15 protein-coding genes are annotated in these 14,523 nt (G+C 68.2%); 11 read left to right on the top strand and 4 right to left on the bottom strand.

The window, feature by feature from the left end; translation table 11 throughout:
• Positions 1-147 precede the first annotated feature (147 nt).
• The 4 genes from FOF45_RS17900 (at position 148) to FOF45_RS17885 (ending at position 3,372) form a co-directional block, all read left to right on the top strand.
• Positions 148-522 (top strand): hypothetical protein, encoded by a 375-nt coding sequence (locus FOF45_RS17900; protein WP_158987836.1) that lies wholly within the window; start codon positions 148-150, stop codon positions 520-522.
• Between the two features lie 160 nt (positions 523-682).
• Entirely contained in the window at positions 683-2,293 is a 1,611-nt protein-coding gene (locus FOF45_RS17895; RefSeq protein WP_158987834.1) for a carboxyl transferase domain-containing protein, read from the top strand.
• Between the two features lie 150 nt (positions 2,294-2,443).
• Entirely contained in the window at positions 2,444-3,004 is a 561-nt protein-coding gene (locus FOF45_RS17890; protein WP_158987832.1) for a bactofilin family protein, read from the top strand.
• Positions 3,001-3,372 (top strand): hypothetical protein, encoded by a 372-nt coding sequence (locus tag FOF45_RS17885; RefSeq protein ID WP_158987830.1) that lies wholly within the window; start codon positions 3,001-3,003, stop codon positions 3,370-3,372. Before FOF45_RS17890 ends, FOF45_RS17885 begins: the two co-directional genes overlap by 4 nt.
• 27 nt (positions 3,373-3,399) lie before the next feature.
• On the opposite strand, the gene FOF45_RS17880 is transcribed toward FOF45_RS17885, so the two are convergent.
• The 3 genes from FOF45_RS17880 to FOF45_RS17870 are packed head-to-tail and all read right to left on the bottom strand — an operon-like array spanning position 3,400 to position 5,791.
• Positions 3,400-3,654: a DUF6587 family protein gene (locus FOF45_RS17880; RefSeq protein ID WP_158987828.1), complete on the bottom strand. Its 255-nt coding sequence runs from the start codon at positions 3,652-3,654 to the stop codon at positions 3,400-3,402.
• Positions 3,655-3,656: 2 nt separating this feature from the next.
• A complete protein-coding gene (gene feoB, locus FOF45_RS17875; protein WP_158987826.1) occupies positions 3,657-5,531 on the bottom strand; it encodes a ferrous iron transport protein B in 1,875 nt (624 codons plus the stop codon).
• Entirely contained in the window at positions 5,528-5,791 is a 264-nt protein-coding gene (locus FOF45_RS17870; RefSeq protein WP_158987824.1) for a FeoA family protein, read from the bottom strand. Before FOF45_RS17870 ends, feoB begins: the two co-directional genes overlap by 4 nt.
• 148 nt (positions 5,792-5,939) lie before the next feature.
• On the opposite strand from FOF45_RS17870, the gene FOF45_RS17865 reads away from it, so the two are divergent.
• The 7 genes from FOF45_RS17865 (at position 5,940) to yeiP (ending at position 14,188) form a co-directional block, all read left to right on the top strand.
• Positions 5,940-6,722 (top strand): enoyl-CoA hydratase/isomerase family protein, encoded by a 783-nt coding sequence (locus FOF45_RS17865; protein WP_158987822.1) that lies wholly within the window; start codon positions 5,940-5,942, stop codon positions 6,720-6,722.
• Between the two features lie 62 nt (positions 6,723-6,784).
• On the top strand, positions 6,785-7,174 hold the full coding sequence (locus tag FOF45_RS17860) for an endonuclease domain-containing protein (RefSeq protein ID WP_199244588.1): 390 nt from the start codon (positions 6,785-6,787) through the stop codon (positions 7,172-7,174).
• A gap of 5 nt (positions 7,175-7,179) precedes the next feature.
• A complete protein-coding gene (locus FOF45_RS17855) occupies positions 7,180-9,189 on the top strand; it encodes an acetyl-CoA carboxylase biotin carboxylase subunit (RefSeq protein WP_158987818.1) in 2,010 nt (669 codons plus the stop codon).
• Positions 9,186-10,076, top strand: coding sequence for a hydroxymethylglutaryl-CoA lyase (locus FOF45_RS17850; RefSeq protein ID WP_158987816.1), 891 nt, complete (start codon positions 9,186-9,188; stop codon positions 10,074-10,076). The genes FOF45_RS17855 and FOF45_RS17850 overlap by 4 nt, the downstream gene beginning before the upstream one ends.
• Positions 10,076-12,649 carry a sensor domain-containing protein gene (locus FOF45_RS17845; RefSeq protein WP_158987814.1) on the top strand — a complete coding sequence of 858 codons (2,574 nt, stop codon included), beginning with the start codon at positions 10,076-10,078 and terminating at the stop codon, positions 12,647-12,649. Before FOF45_RS17850 ends, FOF45_RS17845 begins: the two co-directional genes overlap by 1 nt.
• Positions 12,650-12,731: 82 nt before the next feature.
• On the top strand, positions 12,732-13,502 hold the full coding sequence (locus FOF45_RS17840) for an SDR family NAD(P)-dependent oxidoreductase (RefSeq protein ID WP_158987812.1): 771 nt from the start codon (positions 12,732-12,734) through the stop codon (positions 13,500-13,502).
• A gap of 119 nt (positions 13,503-13,621) precedes the next feature.
• The gene (gene yeiP / locus FOF45_RS17835) at positions 13,622-14,188 is read left to right on the top strand and encodes an elongation factor P-like protein YeiP (protein WP_158987810.1); all 567 of its coding nucleotides are present in this window, start codon (positions 13,622-13,624) and stop codon (positions 14,186-14,188) included.
• 114 nt (positions 14,189-14,302) lie between these two features.
• Here the strand turns inward: yeiP and FOF45_RS17830 are convergent, their stop codons facing one another.
• Entirely contained in the window at positions 14,303-14,497 is a 195-nt protein-coding gene (locus tag FOF45_RS17830) for a hypothetical protein (protein WP_158987808.1), read from the bottom strand.
• Between the last annotated feature and the right edge of the window lie 26 nt (positions 14,498-14,523).

Here is a 14,523-nt window from a genome sequence, read left to right as displayed (position 1 = left end):
GCCGCCGGGTTCCCGGCGGCTTTTTCTGTAGTAGAGGTTCGGGTTGTTGATGCTTTTTCACACCCGCCGGTGAATGATGTCGCCGCAGCCACACCGGCGCTGCAGCTCCAGCTGACACGTCACGACAACTTCCTTCGGAGAGACCTCATGAACACCAAGCTCTACGTTGCACTGGCCGCCGCCGTCCTGGCCCTGTCGGCCTGCACCAAACACGACAACGCGCAGGGCGAGGCCGCTGAAGCCGCCGCCGCTGCCAATCAGGCCGCCGACGCCACCGCGACCGCCGCGAAGGAAACTGCCGAGGCCGCGGCCGCCGCCACCGACACCGCCGCCGAGAAGACCGGCGCCGCAGTCGCGAACGCTGCCGACGCCACTGCCGCTGCCGCGCAGGACGCCGCTGCAGGTGCGGCCGCCGCGACGGCCGACGCCGCACAGGCCACCGCCGATGCTGCGAGCAAGGTCGCCGAGAAGGCCGACGCCGCTGCCGAGAAGGCCGAGCAGGAAGCCGCGGAACGCAAGTAACCGCAGCGCTTCGACACGCACGACGAAAGGCCCGCCAACGCGGGCCTTTCTTTTTTTGCCGCATCGCACTCTGGCGCACGAAGCACGCCACGTCCCTCACGGTTGGCCGTGCCCTGCCCTTTGTGGTCTGATGCCGCATCCTTCGCATTCCCCCGCATCGATGCCCGCACTCACTTCCCACATCGATCCCCGCTCGCAGGATTTCCAGGACAACGTCGCCTACCACCGCGCGCTGGTCGACGAACTCGACGCACGCCTCGCCCGCGCCGCGCAGGGCGGTGGCGAGAAGGCACGCGCCAAGCACACCGAGCGCGGCAAGCTGCTCGCGCGCGATCGCATCACTGCCCTGCTCGACCCGGGTTCGCCGTTCCTCGAGATCGCGCCGCTCGCCGCCGAAGGCATGTACGACGATGCCGCGCCCGCGGCCGGCATGGTCTGCGGCATCGGTCGCGTGATGGGCCAGGAAGTGGTGGTGGTCGCCAACGACGCGACGGTCAAGGGCGGCACCTACTTCCCGATGACGGTGAAGAAGCATCTGCGCGCGCAGGAAATCGCGCGCGAGAACCGCCTGCCCTGCGTGTACCTCGTCGATTCGGGCGGCGCGTTCCTGCCCTTGCAGGACGAGGTCTTCCCCGACAAGGAGCACTTCGGCCGCATCTTCTACAACCAGGCGCGGCTGAGCGCGGAGAACATCCCGCAGGTCGCCGTGGTGATGGGTTCGTGTACCGCGGGCGGTGCGTACGTGCCGGCGATGTGCGACGAGTCGATCATCGTCAAGGAACAGGGCACGATCTTCCTCGGCGGCCCGCCGCTGGTGAAGGCCGCGACCGGCGAAGTCGTCGATGCCGAAGCGCTCGGCGGTGCCGATGTGCACACCAGCGTCTCCGGCGTCGCCGACCATTTCGCCGAGGACGATCGCCACGCGCTGCAGATCGCACGCGACATCGTCGCGACGTTCAACCGCAGCAAGTCCCTGCCGGTGGCCGTGCAGCCGGCGCGCGAGCCCTTGTACTCGGGCAACGAGCTCTACGGCATCGTGCCGAAGGACACGCGACGTCCGTTCGACATCCGCGAAGTCATCGCACGCGTCGTCGACGGCAGCGACTTCCAGGAATTCAAGGCGCGCTACGGCAAGACGCTGGTCACCGGCTTCGCGCACCTGCACGGCTATCCGGTCGGCATCGTCGCCAACAACGGCATCCTGTTCGCCGAGAGCGCGCTCAAGGGCGCGCACTTCATCGAACTGTGCAACCAGCGCGGCATCCCGCTCGTGTTCCTGCAGAACATCACCGGCTTCATGGTCGGCCGCAAGTACGAGAACGCCGGCATCGCCAAGGACGGCGCGAAGATGGTGACCGCGGTGGCGTGCTCGCACGTGCCCAAGTTCACTGTCGTCATCGGCGGCAGTTTCGGTGCGGGCAACTACGCGATGTGCGGCCGCGCGTACGGCGCGCGCTTCCTGTGGATGTGGCCGAACGCGCGCATCTCGGTCATGGGCGGCGAACAGGCGGCCAGCGTGCTGGCCACGGTCAAGCGCGATGGTATCGAGGCAGCCGGCAAGTCTTGGTCCGCCGAGGAAGAGGAAACCTTCAAGGCACCGATCCGCGAACAGTACGAGTCGCAGGGCAATCCGTACTACGCCAGCGCGCGCCTGTGGGACGACGGCATCATCGATCCGGCCGACACCCGCCGCGTGCTCGGTCTGGCCCTGTCCGCCAGCTTCAACGCGCCGATCGAGGACCGCACGCGCTTCGGCGTGTTCCGCATGTGACGTCCGCACGCCGATTCAGTCATGTGATCGGAACATAAACGCCCTCACGCGTACTGGCGGTTAGGTGCACGGTGTCACACCGGTGGACGATCGGGCTGCGTAGCCTCGGGTGGGTTGCATCCCACGTTATGCCCCAACCGAGGAAGCGTCATGGCGATTTTCAATTCCCCCCAGTCCCCCGCCCCCAAGAACGCTCCGACGGGTCAGCCGGAATCCGCGCTGCCGAAGGAACCCGATGTCCGCAACGAGATCAACTTCGGCGCCGCCGCGCCCGCACCGCGTCCGACGCCCGCCCCCGCGCCGCGTCCGGTCGAGCGTGAGGGCAAGGAGTCGCTGATCGCCGCCGACCTGTCGATCGAAGGCAAGATCCAGGGCGCGGGCCATATCCGCATCGCGGGTCGCTTCAAGGGCGACGTGCACGTGGAAGGCGACCTCAGCGTCGAGGTCGGCGCCAAGGTCAACGGCAGCGTGCGCGCGCGCAAGGTCGTCATCGCCGGCGAGCTCGAAGGCAACATCGAATCCGCTTCGCGCGTCGAACTGCTGGAAGGCGGCATCGTGGTCGGCGACGTCAAGGCCGGTGTGGTGACCATCGCCGCTGGTTCGCGCATGCGCGGCCAGGTCGAGTTCGGCTTCGACGACAAGGACACCAAGCCCGGTAGCAGCAAGGCCGAGAAGTCCGAAGCCAAGGCGGAGGCGGCCACCGCGTCATGAGCAGCACGCGCCCCGGCACGCCAGGCGCGACGCGGACCTGTCCGCACTGCAAGACGAAGATCCTCGAAAGCGCCAACGTCTGTCCGTCGTGCCGCCATCACCTGCGGTTCGATCCGGACGCCGTGGAGTCCGCGAAGAAGCGGTCGGTGCCCCTGCGTGTGGAGGGCACCATCAAGCCGCCGCCGGGCGACAACGCGCTGGAGTATTCGGTGGTGCTCACGATCCGCAACGACGAGGGCGTCGAGATCGAACGCCAGGTCATGGGCGTGGGCGCGCTCTTCGCGGGCGAGGAGCGGTCTTTCACCCTCGAGGTGGAAGCCGTTGAAGTGACCGGCTATCGCGCCGGTCGCGGACGCAGCCGCCACTGAGCGGTTGCGTCCATGTACCGCGCCGGCTCAGTGCTGGCGCGGTTGCGTGGGCTCACAACTGTTGCAGCCGCCGCAGGAGCCGTCGTTCAACGCGGCTGGCGGTGCGACCCAGCGACCGATGCGCTGCAGCCACGACGCCCTGCCCTCGCGCACCAGCGGAATCGCCAGCGCGATGCGCGCGCGCCGCACGGCATTCGGGAACTGACGCCGGGCCACGAACCACGCGCTCACCAGCACCGCCGCCGCTATGATCAGGTACTGCGCGAGCAGGCCGACGTCCATGCTCACCCCGCGCCCAGCGCGACCGCGACCTGGTAGGTCACGAGCGAGGCGAGATACGCCAGACCGAACAGATAGCCGGTGGCGATCGCCACCTGCTTCCACGAGTTGGTCTCGCGCTTGATCGTCGCCAGCGTCGAGATGCACTGCGGCGCATAGATGAACCACACCAGCAGCGACAGCGCGGTCGCCAGCGACCAGGTGTCACTGATGATCGGCGACAGCGCCTGCGCGGCGGCATCGTCGTTCGCGGCCGACAGCGCGTACACCGTCGCCAGCGAGGACACCGCCACTTCGCGCGCGGCCAGACCGGGGATCAGAGCGATGCAGATCTGCCAGTTGAAGCCGATCGGCGCGAACACCGCCGTCAGCGTGTGGCCGATGCGGCCGGCGAAGCTGTAGTCGATGGCCGGTCCGGTGGCGCCTTCGGGCGCGCCGGGGAACGACAGCAGGAACCACAGCAGGATCGTCAACGCGAGGATGATGCCGCCGACGCGGCGCAGGAAGATCCACGCGCGTTCCCACAGGCCGATGAGCAGGTCGCGCGGATGCGGGATGCGGTAGGACGGGAGCTCAAGCAGCAGCGGATGCTCGCTCTTGTCGCGACGCCACTTCTTCATCACCCACGCCACGCCCAACGCGCTGAGGATGCCGGCGGCGTACAGGCCGAACAGAACCAGCCCCTGCAGGTTGAGCAGCCCGCCGGCGACCTGTCGTTGCGGGATGAACGCGCCGATCAGCAGCGCGTACACCGGCAGCCGGGCCGAACACGTCATCAGCGGCGCGACGAGGATCGTGGCGAGGCGGTCGCGCGGATCCTGGATCGAGCGCGTCGCCATGATGCCCGGCACCGCGCACGCGAAACTCGACAGCAAGGGGATGAACGAACGACCGGACAGGCCCGCCTGCGACATGAGGCGATCAAGCAGGAATGCGGCGCGCGGCAGGTAGCCCGATTCTTCCAGCGCGAGGATGAAGGCGAACAGGATCAGGATCTGCGGGAGGAACACCACCACGCTGCCAAGGCCGGCGATCACGCCATCGACCAGCAAGCTGCGCAGCGGTCCATCCGGCAGCATCGCACTGGCGAACTCGCCCAGCGCACCGGTGCCGGCTTCGATCAGGTCCATCAACGGCGTCGCCCAGGCGTAGACCGCCTGGAAGATCAGGAACATCACCACCGCCAGCGACAACAGGCCGAGCACCGGATGCAGCAGCCAGCGGTCGAGTGCGTCGTCCAGCTCGGCGGTGCGGCGCGGCATCGTCACCGCCAGCGACAGCAGACGACGGGTTTCGGCATGCAATGCATCGGCGTCGTGCGCGAACTCCTCCGGCAGGTGCGTCTGCGGCTCGTGCAGCTTCCCGGAGACCGTGTCGAGCATCGACACCAGCTCGCGTGCACCACCGTTGCGCACGGCGATCGTCGGCACCACCGGCACGCCGAGTTCGCGCTCGAGCACGGCGAGATCGACGTCGATGCCGCGGCGCTTGGCCGCATCCATCATGTTGACCGCCAGCACCATCGGCCGGCCGAGTTCGCGCACTTCCAGCGCGAAGCGAAGATGCAGGCGCAGGTTTGTCGCATCGACCACGCACACCAGCACGTCCGGCGCGGGCTCGCCCGGATAGAAGCCGCGGCACACGTCGCGTGCGACGGCTTCGTCGAGGCTGGCCGCGTGCAGGCTGTACGCACCGGGCAGGTCGAGCACGGCGTAGCTGCGGCCCGACGGCGCGAGGAAGCGGCCTTCCTTGCGCTCGACGGTCACGCCGGCGTAGTTGGCGACCTTCTGCCGACTGCCGGTCAGCTGGTTGAACAGCGCGGTCTTGCCGCAGTTCGGATTGCCGATCAGGGCGATGCGCACGGCGTTCTCGGCGCTCATGCGACCGCCTCCGCCAGCGTCGCGGCATTCATCGCCACGCGCACCCGCGCGGCCTCGCTGCGACGCAATGCAAAGCGGGTGAAGCCGACCTGCACCAGCAGCGGTTCCGCCGCGACCGGGCCAGCCGCCATGACTTCGACGCGCTCGCCCTGCACGAAGCCGAGTTCGCGCAGTCGGCGCGCGATGGCGTCGTTGGGCATGTCGTCCTCGACACGTTCGACGATGGCAGCGGTGCGGTATGGCAGTTCGGACAGCTTCAAGGTTCACCTACAGCCGGTCCGAAGGCATGCCTCCGGGACTCCGGCTCCAAATGGGAATCGTTCTCAAATTGTAGCACTCCACCCGCCGTCGCGCGGTCCACTGAGGCCACCGGCTATCATCCGCCAGAGTCCAACAACCGCATGGCCGATGACCAACCCGCTGTTGAACCTGCGCGAGGGACCCGTCGCCCGCCTGCGCCTGAACCGTCCGGACCTGCACAACGCCTTCGACGCGATGTTGATCGCGGCGCTGACCGGCGCTCTGGAAGCCGTGGCCGACGACGACAGCGTCCGGGTCGTGATCCTGGAAGGCGAAGGGCCGTCGTTCTCCGCCGGCGCCGACCTGAACTGGATGCGCGGCATGGCGGCCGCCAGCGAGGCCGACAACCGCACCGATTCGCTCGCCCTCGCCCGCCTGATGCGCACGCTCGACGAACTACCCAAGCCGACCATCGCCCGCGTGCAGGGCGCGGCCTTCGGCGGCGGCGTCGGCCTGGTCGCCTGCTGCGACATCGCCGTCGCTTCGGTCGATGCGAAGTTCGGGCTGACCGAGAGCAAGCTCGGCCTGCTCCCGGCGGTGATCTCGCCCTACGTGATCGAGGCCATCGGGCCGCGCGAGGCGCGGCGCTGGTTCGCCACGGCGGAGATCTTCGACGCCCCGACCGCGCAACGCATCGGCCTGCTGCACGAGGTCGTACCAGCCGCGGAACTGGACGCCGCGGTCCAGCGCCAGACCGACCTGCTGCTCAAGGCCGGCCCGATTGCCTCCGCGCAGGCCAAGGCGCTGGTACGTCGCGTCGCCCACGAACACGACCGCGACCGCCTCGACGCCGACAACGCCGCGCTGATCGCCCGCCTGCGCGTGTCGGAGGAAGGCCAGGAAGGACTGGGCGCTTTCCTCGAAAAGCGAAAGCCGCGCTGGTGCAAGTGATGCTTTTAAGCCCTCCCCTTCAAGGGGAGGGTTGGGTGGGGATGGTTTGGCAGGACGCTACGATGCAAGGTCAGGAACAACGGCACTCGGCGCGTGTGCGTCGCCTGCGCAACTCGCCAACCGAAGCCGAGCATCGACTGTGGCAATACCTGCGCGGCAGGCAGGTCTCAGGCTGCAAGTTCAGGCGACAGCATCCATTCGGACGCTTCATCCTGGATTTCGCATGCCTGGAGCGGAAGGTCGTTATCGAGCTGGATGGCGGCCATCACGCCGACACACTCCGATACGATCGGGAGCGAACGAAGTACCTGGAAGAGGCCGGCTTTGTCGTCCTGCGATTCTGGAACAACGATGTACTCGGCAATGCCGAAGGAGTGATCGACGTGATTACCGCCGCGCTGCAGAAGGCCACCCCATCCCCACCCAACCCTCCCCTTGAAGGGGAGGGCTGAACAACATGTTCTCCAAGATCCTGATCGCCAATCGCGGCGAGATCGCCTGCCGCGTTATCCGCACCTGTCGTCGCCTCGGCATCCGCACCGTCGCGGTGTATTCCGAAGCCGACGCCGACGCGCAGCACGTGCGCCAGGCCGATGAGGCGTGGCCGATCGGCGGGCCCCGCCCGGCCGACAGCTACCTGCGCGGCGACGCCATCCTGGATGTCGCGCGTCGCAGCGGCGCGCAGGCGATCCACCCGGGTTACGGCTTCCTCAGCGAGAACGCCGACTTCGCCGATGCGGTCGAGGCCGCGGGGCTGGTGTTCATCGGCCCGAAGGCCGCGTCGATGCGCAAGATGGGCAGCAAGGCCGGCGCCAAGGAGCTGATGCACGCGGCCGGCGTGCCGGTCGTTCCCGGCTACACCGGCGAGGACCAGTCGCCCGACCACCTGCAGCGCGAGGCCGATGCCATCGGCTATCCGCTGATGATCAAGGCCGCGCACGGCGGCGGCGGCAAGGGCATGCGCATCGTGCGCGACAGCGGCGAGTTCGCCGCGAACCTGGAAAGCTGCCAGCGCGAAGCGCGCAACGCCTTCGGCCGCGACCGCGTGCTGCTGGAACGCTACGTCGAGAAGCCGCGCCATATCGAGATCCAGGTGTTCGGCGACAGCCACGGCCACGCGATCCACCTCAACGAACGCGAATGCTCCGCGCAGCGCCGCTACCAGAAGGTGCTGGAGGAATCGCCCTCGCCGTTCCTGACGCCACAGCTGCGCCAGGCGATGGGCGACGCCGCGGTACTTGCCGCGCGCGCGATCGACTACGTCAACGCTGGCACGGTGGAGTTCATCGTCGGCCAGGACGGCGGCTTCTACTTCATGGAAATCAACACACGCCTGCAGGTGGAGCATCCCGTCACCGAACTGGTGACCGGACTCGATCTTGTCGAATGGCAGCTGCGTGTCGCCGCGGGCGAAGCGTTGCCGCTGGCGCAGGACGCGATCCCGCAGCGTGGCCATGCGATCGAAGTGCGCCTGTACGCGGAAGATCCGGAAGCCGGCTTCCTGCCCGGCTCCGGTCGCCTCGAACGCCTGCGCCTGCCTTCATCCGACGCAGGTGTGCGCATCGATTCCGGCGTGATCGAGGGCGATACGGTCACGATCTTCTACGACCCGATGATCGCCAAGCTCATCGTCCACGACGCGGACCGTCCGCGCGCCCTCGCCCGCCTGCGCGCGGCGCTCGCGCAGTGCGACATCGTCGGACCGAAGTCGAACGTCGAGTTCCTCGAACGACTCGCGCGTCATCCCGCGGTGGTCGAGGGTCGCATCGACACCGGCTACCTCGATCGCCACCTCGACGAGTTCATGCCCGGCGACGTCGACGAGGCCGACCTGCTGCTCGCAGCGGCGGCCGCGCAGTTGCTGGTGCAGGAAGGCGACACCCGCGACGCGGCGTCAGCCTCGCCCGACCCGACCTCGCCGTGGGCGATCGCCGACGGCTGGCGGCTGGGCCACGGCGGCCATCGCGACCTCGCCTTCCTCCAGGGCGAACGGCGCCACGTCCTGCGGGCGCAGGGCAGTGGCGGCGAATACCGGATCGAACGCGACGGCCAAAGCCATACGATCGAAGGCGCGCGCCGCGACGGCGACGTCCTGAGCCTGCGCATCGACGGACATGGACGCCGTTTTACGTTGGCAGTGGATAGGCTGGACGAAGGTCGCCAGCGGATCGTGGTCCACGACGGTGAGCGCCGGCTGCGCCTGCTGGGGGTCCCGAGGTATCGTCACGAGCAAAGCAGTGCCGGCAGCGCCGGCGACCGCGTGCTGGCGCCGATGCCGGGTCGCGTGGTGCTGGTGAAGGCCGCCGCGGGCGATGTGGTGGAAGCCGGACAGGAGTTGATGGTGATCGAAGCGATGAAGATGGAGTTGAGCCTGAAGGCCCCGCGCGCCGGCACGGTCGCGGAAGTGCGCGCGGCCAGCGGCGACTTCGTCGAAGCCGACGCGGTGCTGGTGGCGCTGGCGTCATGAAGACCTCGGTGCGCATCGTCGAGGTCGGTCCGCGCGACGGCCTGCAGAACGAGAAGGCGACGATCTCGACCGCCGACAAGATCGCGCTGATCGATCGGCTTTCGGCGACCGGCCTGCGCAGCATCGAGACGACCAGTTTCGTCAGTCCGAAGTGGGTGCCGCAGCTCGCCGACGCGGCCGAGGTCTACACCGGCATCCACAAGCAGCCCGGCGTGCGCTATCCGGTGCTGGTGCCCAACGAACAGGGTTACGAGCGCGCCCGCGCGGTCGGCGTGGACGAGATCGCGGTGTTCACCGCCGCATCCGAGGCGTTCAACCGCAAGAACATCAACGCCGGCATCGACGAATCGCTGCAGCGCTTCGCGCCGGTGATGGAACGCGCGCGCGCCGACGGCGTCGCGGTACGCGGCTACGTCTCCACCGTGCTCGGCTGCCCCTACCAGGGCGAGGTGCCACTGTCCGACGTGGTCCGCGTCGCGCGTGCCCTGCACGAGATGGGCTGCAACGAGGTCTCGCTCGGCGACACCATCGGCGTCGGCACGCCCGGCAAGGCGCGGGCGATGCTGCTCGCGGTCGCGCAGGAAGTGCCGATCGGCGCGCTCGCCGTGCATTTCCACGACACCTACGGCCAGGCGCTGGCGAACGTGCTGGCGTGCCTGGAGGAAGGCGTCGCGGTGGTCGATTCGTCGGTCTCCGGCACCGGCGGCTGCCCTTACGCGAAGGGCGCCAGCGGCAACGTCGCCACCGAGGACGTCGTGTACATGCTGCACGGCCTGGGCGTCGAGACGGGGATCGACCTGGCACAACTCGCGCAGACCGGACGCTGGCTCGCCACGCTGCTGGGGCGCGAGACCGGCAGCAAGGTCGGGAAAGCGTTGGCGGCGTGATGAAACGCAAGCCGCCAGCGCCGACGCCGCCGACGCCTCCGGATGGAGGCGACGCGACGGCCACGCTGGCGGCGCTGCGAGACGCGCTCGAACGCGGCGATCTGTCGCCCGACACCCGACAACTGCTGCAGCAATCGCACGACGCGCTCGTCGCGACACTGCACGACTGCGAAGCCGAACGCCTGCGCTATCGCACGCTGTTCGACGCGGTACCCGATCCGGTCAGCATCATCGCGTGGGACGGCACGGTGCTCGACCTCAACAAGGCCGGCATGACCGCGTACAAGCGGGCGCGCGAGGAAATCGTCGGCCAGCCGATCGAGACGTTGAATCCCGATCTACCGAAAGACCACATGGTCCCGGTGTGGGAAACGCTCAACCGCGGCGGCACGTATGTCGTCGAAGTGACCAACATGCGCGGCGACGGCACGCGCTTCCCGGTCGAGGTGCATACCGCCGGACTGCAGTACGACGGCAACAAGGCGATGGTCGCGGTCGCGCGCGACCTCAGCAGCCGCCACACCGCCGAGCTGCGCTACCGCGAACTGATGGAAGCGGTCGACCGCGGCATCATCGTCCAGGACGAGGCCCTGCAGATCGTCTACGCCAACGTCGCGGCGATGAAGATCTTCGGCATCGGCCAGGACGAGTCGATCAACGACGCGCTGCAACCCGATCACTGGATGGTGGTGGACGAGCGTGGCCACCAGCTACCGCCCGAGCGCTATCCCTCGCGCCAGGCGCTGCAGGAAGCGCGCATCATCGAGAGCACCGTGATCGGCCTGTACCACCGCACGCGCCAGCAACTGATGTGGCTGTCGGTGACCGCAGTGCCGCAGTTCCCGGCCGGTGGCGACAAGCCGCACCAGGTGCTGGCGCTGTTTTCCGACGTCACCACGCTCAAGCGCGACAGCACGCTGTTCGACCGCGCGCAGGCGATGGCGCACATCGGCGGCTGGGAATGGGACGTCGCGCCCGACCGGCTCTACCTCACCGAGGAAGCGCAGCGCATCCTCGGCCACCGACCCGCACCCGACACCATCGAAGGCATGCTCGGCTGCCTGCGCGGCATCGACCGCGACCGCCTGCGCGCGGCGCTGGGCCAGGCGATTTCCTTCGGCCGCAACCTCGATCTCGAAGTCCAGGGCCACCGTGCCGATGGCCGTTCGTTCTGGGTGCGCGTGATCGGCGAAGCCGAAGCGGGCGATCCGCTCAACTCGCGTCTGACCGGCACGCTGCAGGACATCACCGAACGCAAGCACGATGAGGAAACCCTGCGCGTGCAGGCGCGCAGCGATCCGCTCACCGGCCTGCTCAACCGCGACGCGGTGCTGGCCGAACTGGAAAGCCGCCTCGACGATCCGCTGCGCTCGGCGCTGGCGGTGCTCTACGTCGACCTCGACCGCTTCAAGGTGGTCAACGACGTGCTCGGCCACGCCGCGGGCGATCGCCTGCTCGCCTCGGCCGCGCGACGCATCCAGCGCGCGATCGGCAGCGAAGGCCTGATCGCGCGCTTCGGCGGCGACGAATTCCTGATCATCTGCGACACCGGCAGCGATCCGGCGCGCCCGGAGCGGCTGGCCGATGCGATCCTGGAAATCTTCGGCGACAGCTTCCGCCTCGACGGCGAGGAGTTCTCGATCACCGCCAGCATCGGCATCGCCCAGGCGCCGCTCGACGGCGTGCGCTCGCAGCAGCTGATCCAGAGCGCGGACGTGGCGATGTACGACAGCAAGCGGCGCGGTCGCAACGGCTGGCAGACCTTCACGCCGGAACTGGCCGAGCAGCAACTGCATCGCCTGCAGCTCGAAACGCACCTGCGCCGCGCGGTCAACAACGACGAGTTCCACCTCGTCTACCAGCCGCAGGTCGACATGCGCGACGGCGGCGTGATCGCGGTCGAAGCGCTGATCCGCTGGCGCAACCACTCGCTCGGCGAGATCCGTCCGGACAAGTTCATCGACCACGCCGAAACCACCGGCGACATCGTCGGCATCGGCGACTGGGTGTTGCACGAAGCCTGCCGGCAGATGCGCGAATGGCAGGAAGGCGGCCTCAAGGTGCCGCGCGTGGCGGTCAACGTGTCGTATCGCCAGTTCCTCGGCGAGGACCTCGCAAGCAGCGTCGCCGCGGTGCTCGCCGAGTACGGCCTGCCCGGCGCCGCGCTCGAACTGGAATTCACCGAACGCGTGCTGATCGAGGATGCGCCGGCGACGCTGCGCACGTTCGCCGCGCTGCGCGAGATGGGGGTGATGCTCACCATCGACGATTTCGGCGAGGGCTACAGCGCGCTCAACTACCTGCGCCGCCTGCCGATCCACGGCCTCAAGCTGAGCCAGCTGTTCGTGCAGGGCGTTCCGGAGAACCACTCCGACGTGGCCGTATGCCAGGCCGTGACCGGCATCGCCAAGAGCCTGGGCCTGGAGCTGGTCGCCGAGGGCGTGGAAACCGAGCGCCACCGCGCCTTCCTGCTGCAACTGGGGATCCACGTCGGCCAGGGCTTCCTGTTCGCCCCCGGCCTGACGCCGGAACAGATCCGCGACACCTACCGCACGATGTTGATGCAGGCCTGAATACGGCCCGGATCGGCCGCGACGAACGGCCAGGGCCCGGCGTCCGGTAAAATCGCGTCTTTCCGCGTCCCGGGACCAGCCCATGCAACTCCAATCCGTCCGCGCCATCGTCACCGGCGGCGTCTCCGGCCTCGGCCTCGCCGTCGCCCAGCATCTCGTCGCCCACGGCGGCAAGGTCGCCCTGTTCGACGTCAACGACGACAAGGGCGCCGCCGCCGTCGCCGAACTCGGCGAAGCCAACGCCCGCTACTTCAAGACCGACGTCACCAGCGAAGCCGGCGTCGTCGACAACGTCGCGGCCGCGCGCGAGTTCCTCGGCGGACTCAACGTGGCGATCAACTGCGCGGGCATCCTCGGCGCGGGCCGCATGCTCGGCAAGGAAGGCGCGATGCCGCTGGCGCAGTTCCAGGGCACGGTGATGGTCAACCTCGTCGGCAGCTTCAACGTCGCCAAGGCCGCCGCCGCCCTGATGCAGCACAACGAGGCCGGCACCGACGGCGAGCGCGGCGTGATCGTCAACACCGCCTCCGTGGCCGCCTACGAAGGACAGATCGGCCAGGCCGCGTACTCCGCGTCGAAGGGCGGCGTGGTCGCCATGACCCTGCCGATGGCGCGCGAACTGTCGCGCTTCGGGATCCGCGTGATGACCATCGCGCCGGGCGTGTTCTGGACCCCGATGGTCGACGGCATGCCGGACTCGGTGCAGCAGTCGCTGGCCGCGTCGATCCCGTTCCCGTCGCGCCTGGGCCAGCCGAAGGAATTCGCCGACCTGGTCGCGTACATCCTCGGCAACACCTACCTCAACGGCGAAACCATCCGCCTCGACGGCGCGACGCGTCTGGCGCCGAAGTGATGTGACGCTGGGCTTCGGGATTCGAGATTCGGGGATTCGAAGGAGCCCGCATCGTCCCGTTAACCGCGCCGCCGCTCTTGCGAATCCTCAATCCCGAATCACGAATCCCGAACACAACCATGAAAGCCTACGACGTAAAGAAAGGTAACGTTGTCGAGTACAACAACGCGGTCTACCAGATCCGCGACATCGAGCGCAGCTCGCCGCAGGGCCGCGGCGGCAACGTCAAGTTCCGCTTCACCATGTACTCCGTGCCCGGCGGCACCAAGCTCGACGTGAGCATGGGCGCGGAGGACGAGCTGAAGGAAGTCGAGCTCAGCCGTCGCCAGGCCACGTTCTCGTACAAGGACGGCGATGCGTTCGTGTTCCTCGACGACGAGGACTACACGCCGTACACGCTCGACGCCGACGTCGTCGGCGACCTGGCCGGCTACATCGTCGCCGACCTCACCGGCTGCTACGTGCAGATCATCGACGACGCACCGGTCGCGCTGCAGCTGCCGCAGAGCGTGGCGATCGAAGTGGTCGAGACGCCGCCGGAACTCAAGGGTGGCACCGCCACCAAGCGCCCGAAGCCGGCCAAGCTGTCCACCGGCATCGAGATCATGGTGCCGGAGTACATCGGCAACGGCGAGCGCGTGCTGGTCAACACCACGACGGGCGAATTCGCCGGCCGCGCGGACTGACGCGACGAAAAAAGCGTCACGCGCAGCACTTCCCGCGTCGTCGACACCGCAAAAAGCCGCTCCCGAGCGGCTTTTTGCGTTTCCGCCGACGCTGGATCCGGCTCCGTCCCACCTTCAAGCGGCGCGGGCGGCGAAATAAGCGCCACGCTCGACGCCATTCGTGCCGCAACCTGACGAAACAAGCGCCACCGCCGACGCCCAAAGCGCCGTGCACGCCGCGAAAAGCGTCGAGCATGGCGCCTTCTTCGCCATCGCCGACGCTTTTTGTGTCGACCCATGACGCTTTTTTCGCCAACGCAGGCGCTTCATGCGGCTCGCGAGGCGCTCGGAGCGAC

This window comes from Lysobacter panacisoli, assembly GCF_009765165.1.
Lineage (GTDB): Bacteria > Pseudomonadota > Gammaproteobacteria > Xanthomonadales > Xanthomonadaceae > Lysobacter_J > Lysobacter_J panacisoli.
The sequence above is the reverse complement of the archived record's forward strand: the minus strand, read 5'-3'. Positions and strand labels throughout refer to the sequence as shown.

Excerpts from the sequence above, each read along its gene's own strand:
- FOF45_RS17855 (WP_158987818.1), top strand. The coding sequence starts at position 7,180 with ATGTTCTCCAAGATCCTGATCGCCAATCGCGGCGAGATCGCCTGCCGC.
- FOF45_RS17900 (WP_158987836.1), top strand. The coding sequence starts at position 148 with ATGAACACCAAGCTCTACGTTGCACTGGCCGCCGCCGTCCTGGCCCTG.
- FOF45_RS17890 (WP_158987832.1), top strand. The coding sequence starts at position 2,444 with ATGGCGATTTTCAATTCCCCCCAGTCCCCCGCCCCCAAGAACGCTCCG.
- yeiP (WP_158987810.1), top strand. The coding sequence starts at position 13,622 with ATGAAAGCCTACGACGTAAAGAAAGGTAACGTTGTCGAGTACAACAAC.
- FOF45_RS17885 (WP_158987830.1), top strand. The coding sequence starts at position 3,001 with ATGAGCAGCACGCGCCCCGGCACGCCAGGCGCGACGCGGACCTGTCCG.
- FOF45_RS17865 (WP_158987822.1), top strand. The coding sequence starts at position 5,940 with ATGACCAACCCGCTGTTGAACCTGCGCGAGGGACCCGTCGCCCGCCTG.
- FOF45_RS17845 (WP_158987814.1), top strand. The coding sequence starts at position 10,076 with ATGAAACGCAAGCCGCCAGCGCCGACGCCGCCGACGCCTCCGGATGGA.
- FOF45_RS17840 (WP_158987812.1), top strand. The coding sequence starts at position 12,732 with ATGCAACTCCAATCCGTCCGCGCCATCGTCACCGGCGGCGTCTCCGGC.
- FOF45_RS17895 (WP_158987834.1), top strand. The coding sequence starts at position 683 with ATGCCCGCACTCACTTCCCACATCGATCCCCGCTCGCAGGATTTCCAG.
- feoB (WP_158987826.1), bottom strand. The coding sequence starts at position 5,531 with ATGAGCGCCGAGAACGCCGTGCGCATCGCCCTGATCGGCAATCCGAAC.
- FOF45_RS17880 (WP_158987828.1), bottom strand. The coding sequence starts at position 3,654 with ATGGACGTCGGCCTGCTCGCGCAGTACCTGATCATAGCGGCGGCGGTG.
- FOF45_RS17850 (WP_158987816.1), top strand. The coding sequence starts at position 9,186 with ATGAAGACCTCGGTGCGCATCGTCGAGGTCGGTCCGCGCGACGGCCTG.
- FOF45_RS17830 (WP_158987808.1), bottom strand. The coding sequence starts at position 14,497 with ATGAAGCGCCTGCGTTGGCGAAAAAAGCGTCATGGGTCGACACAAAAA.
- FOF45_RS17860 (WP_199244588.1), top strand. The coding sequence starts at position 6,785 with ATGCAAGGTCAGGAACAACGGCACTCGGCGCGTGTGCGTCGCCTGCGC.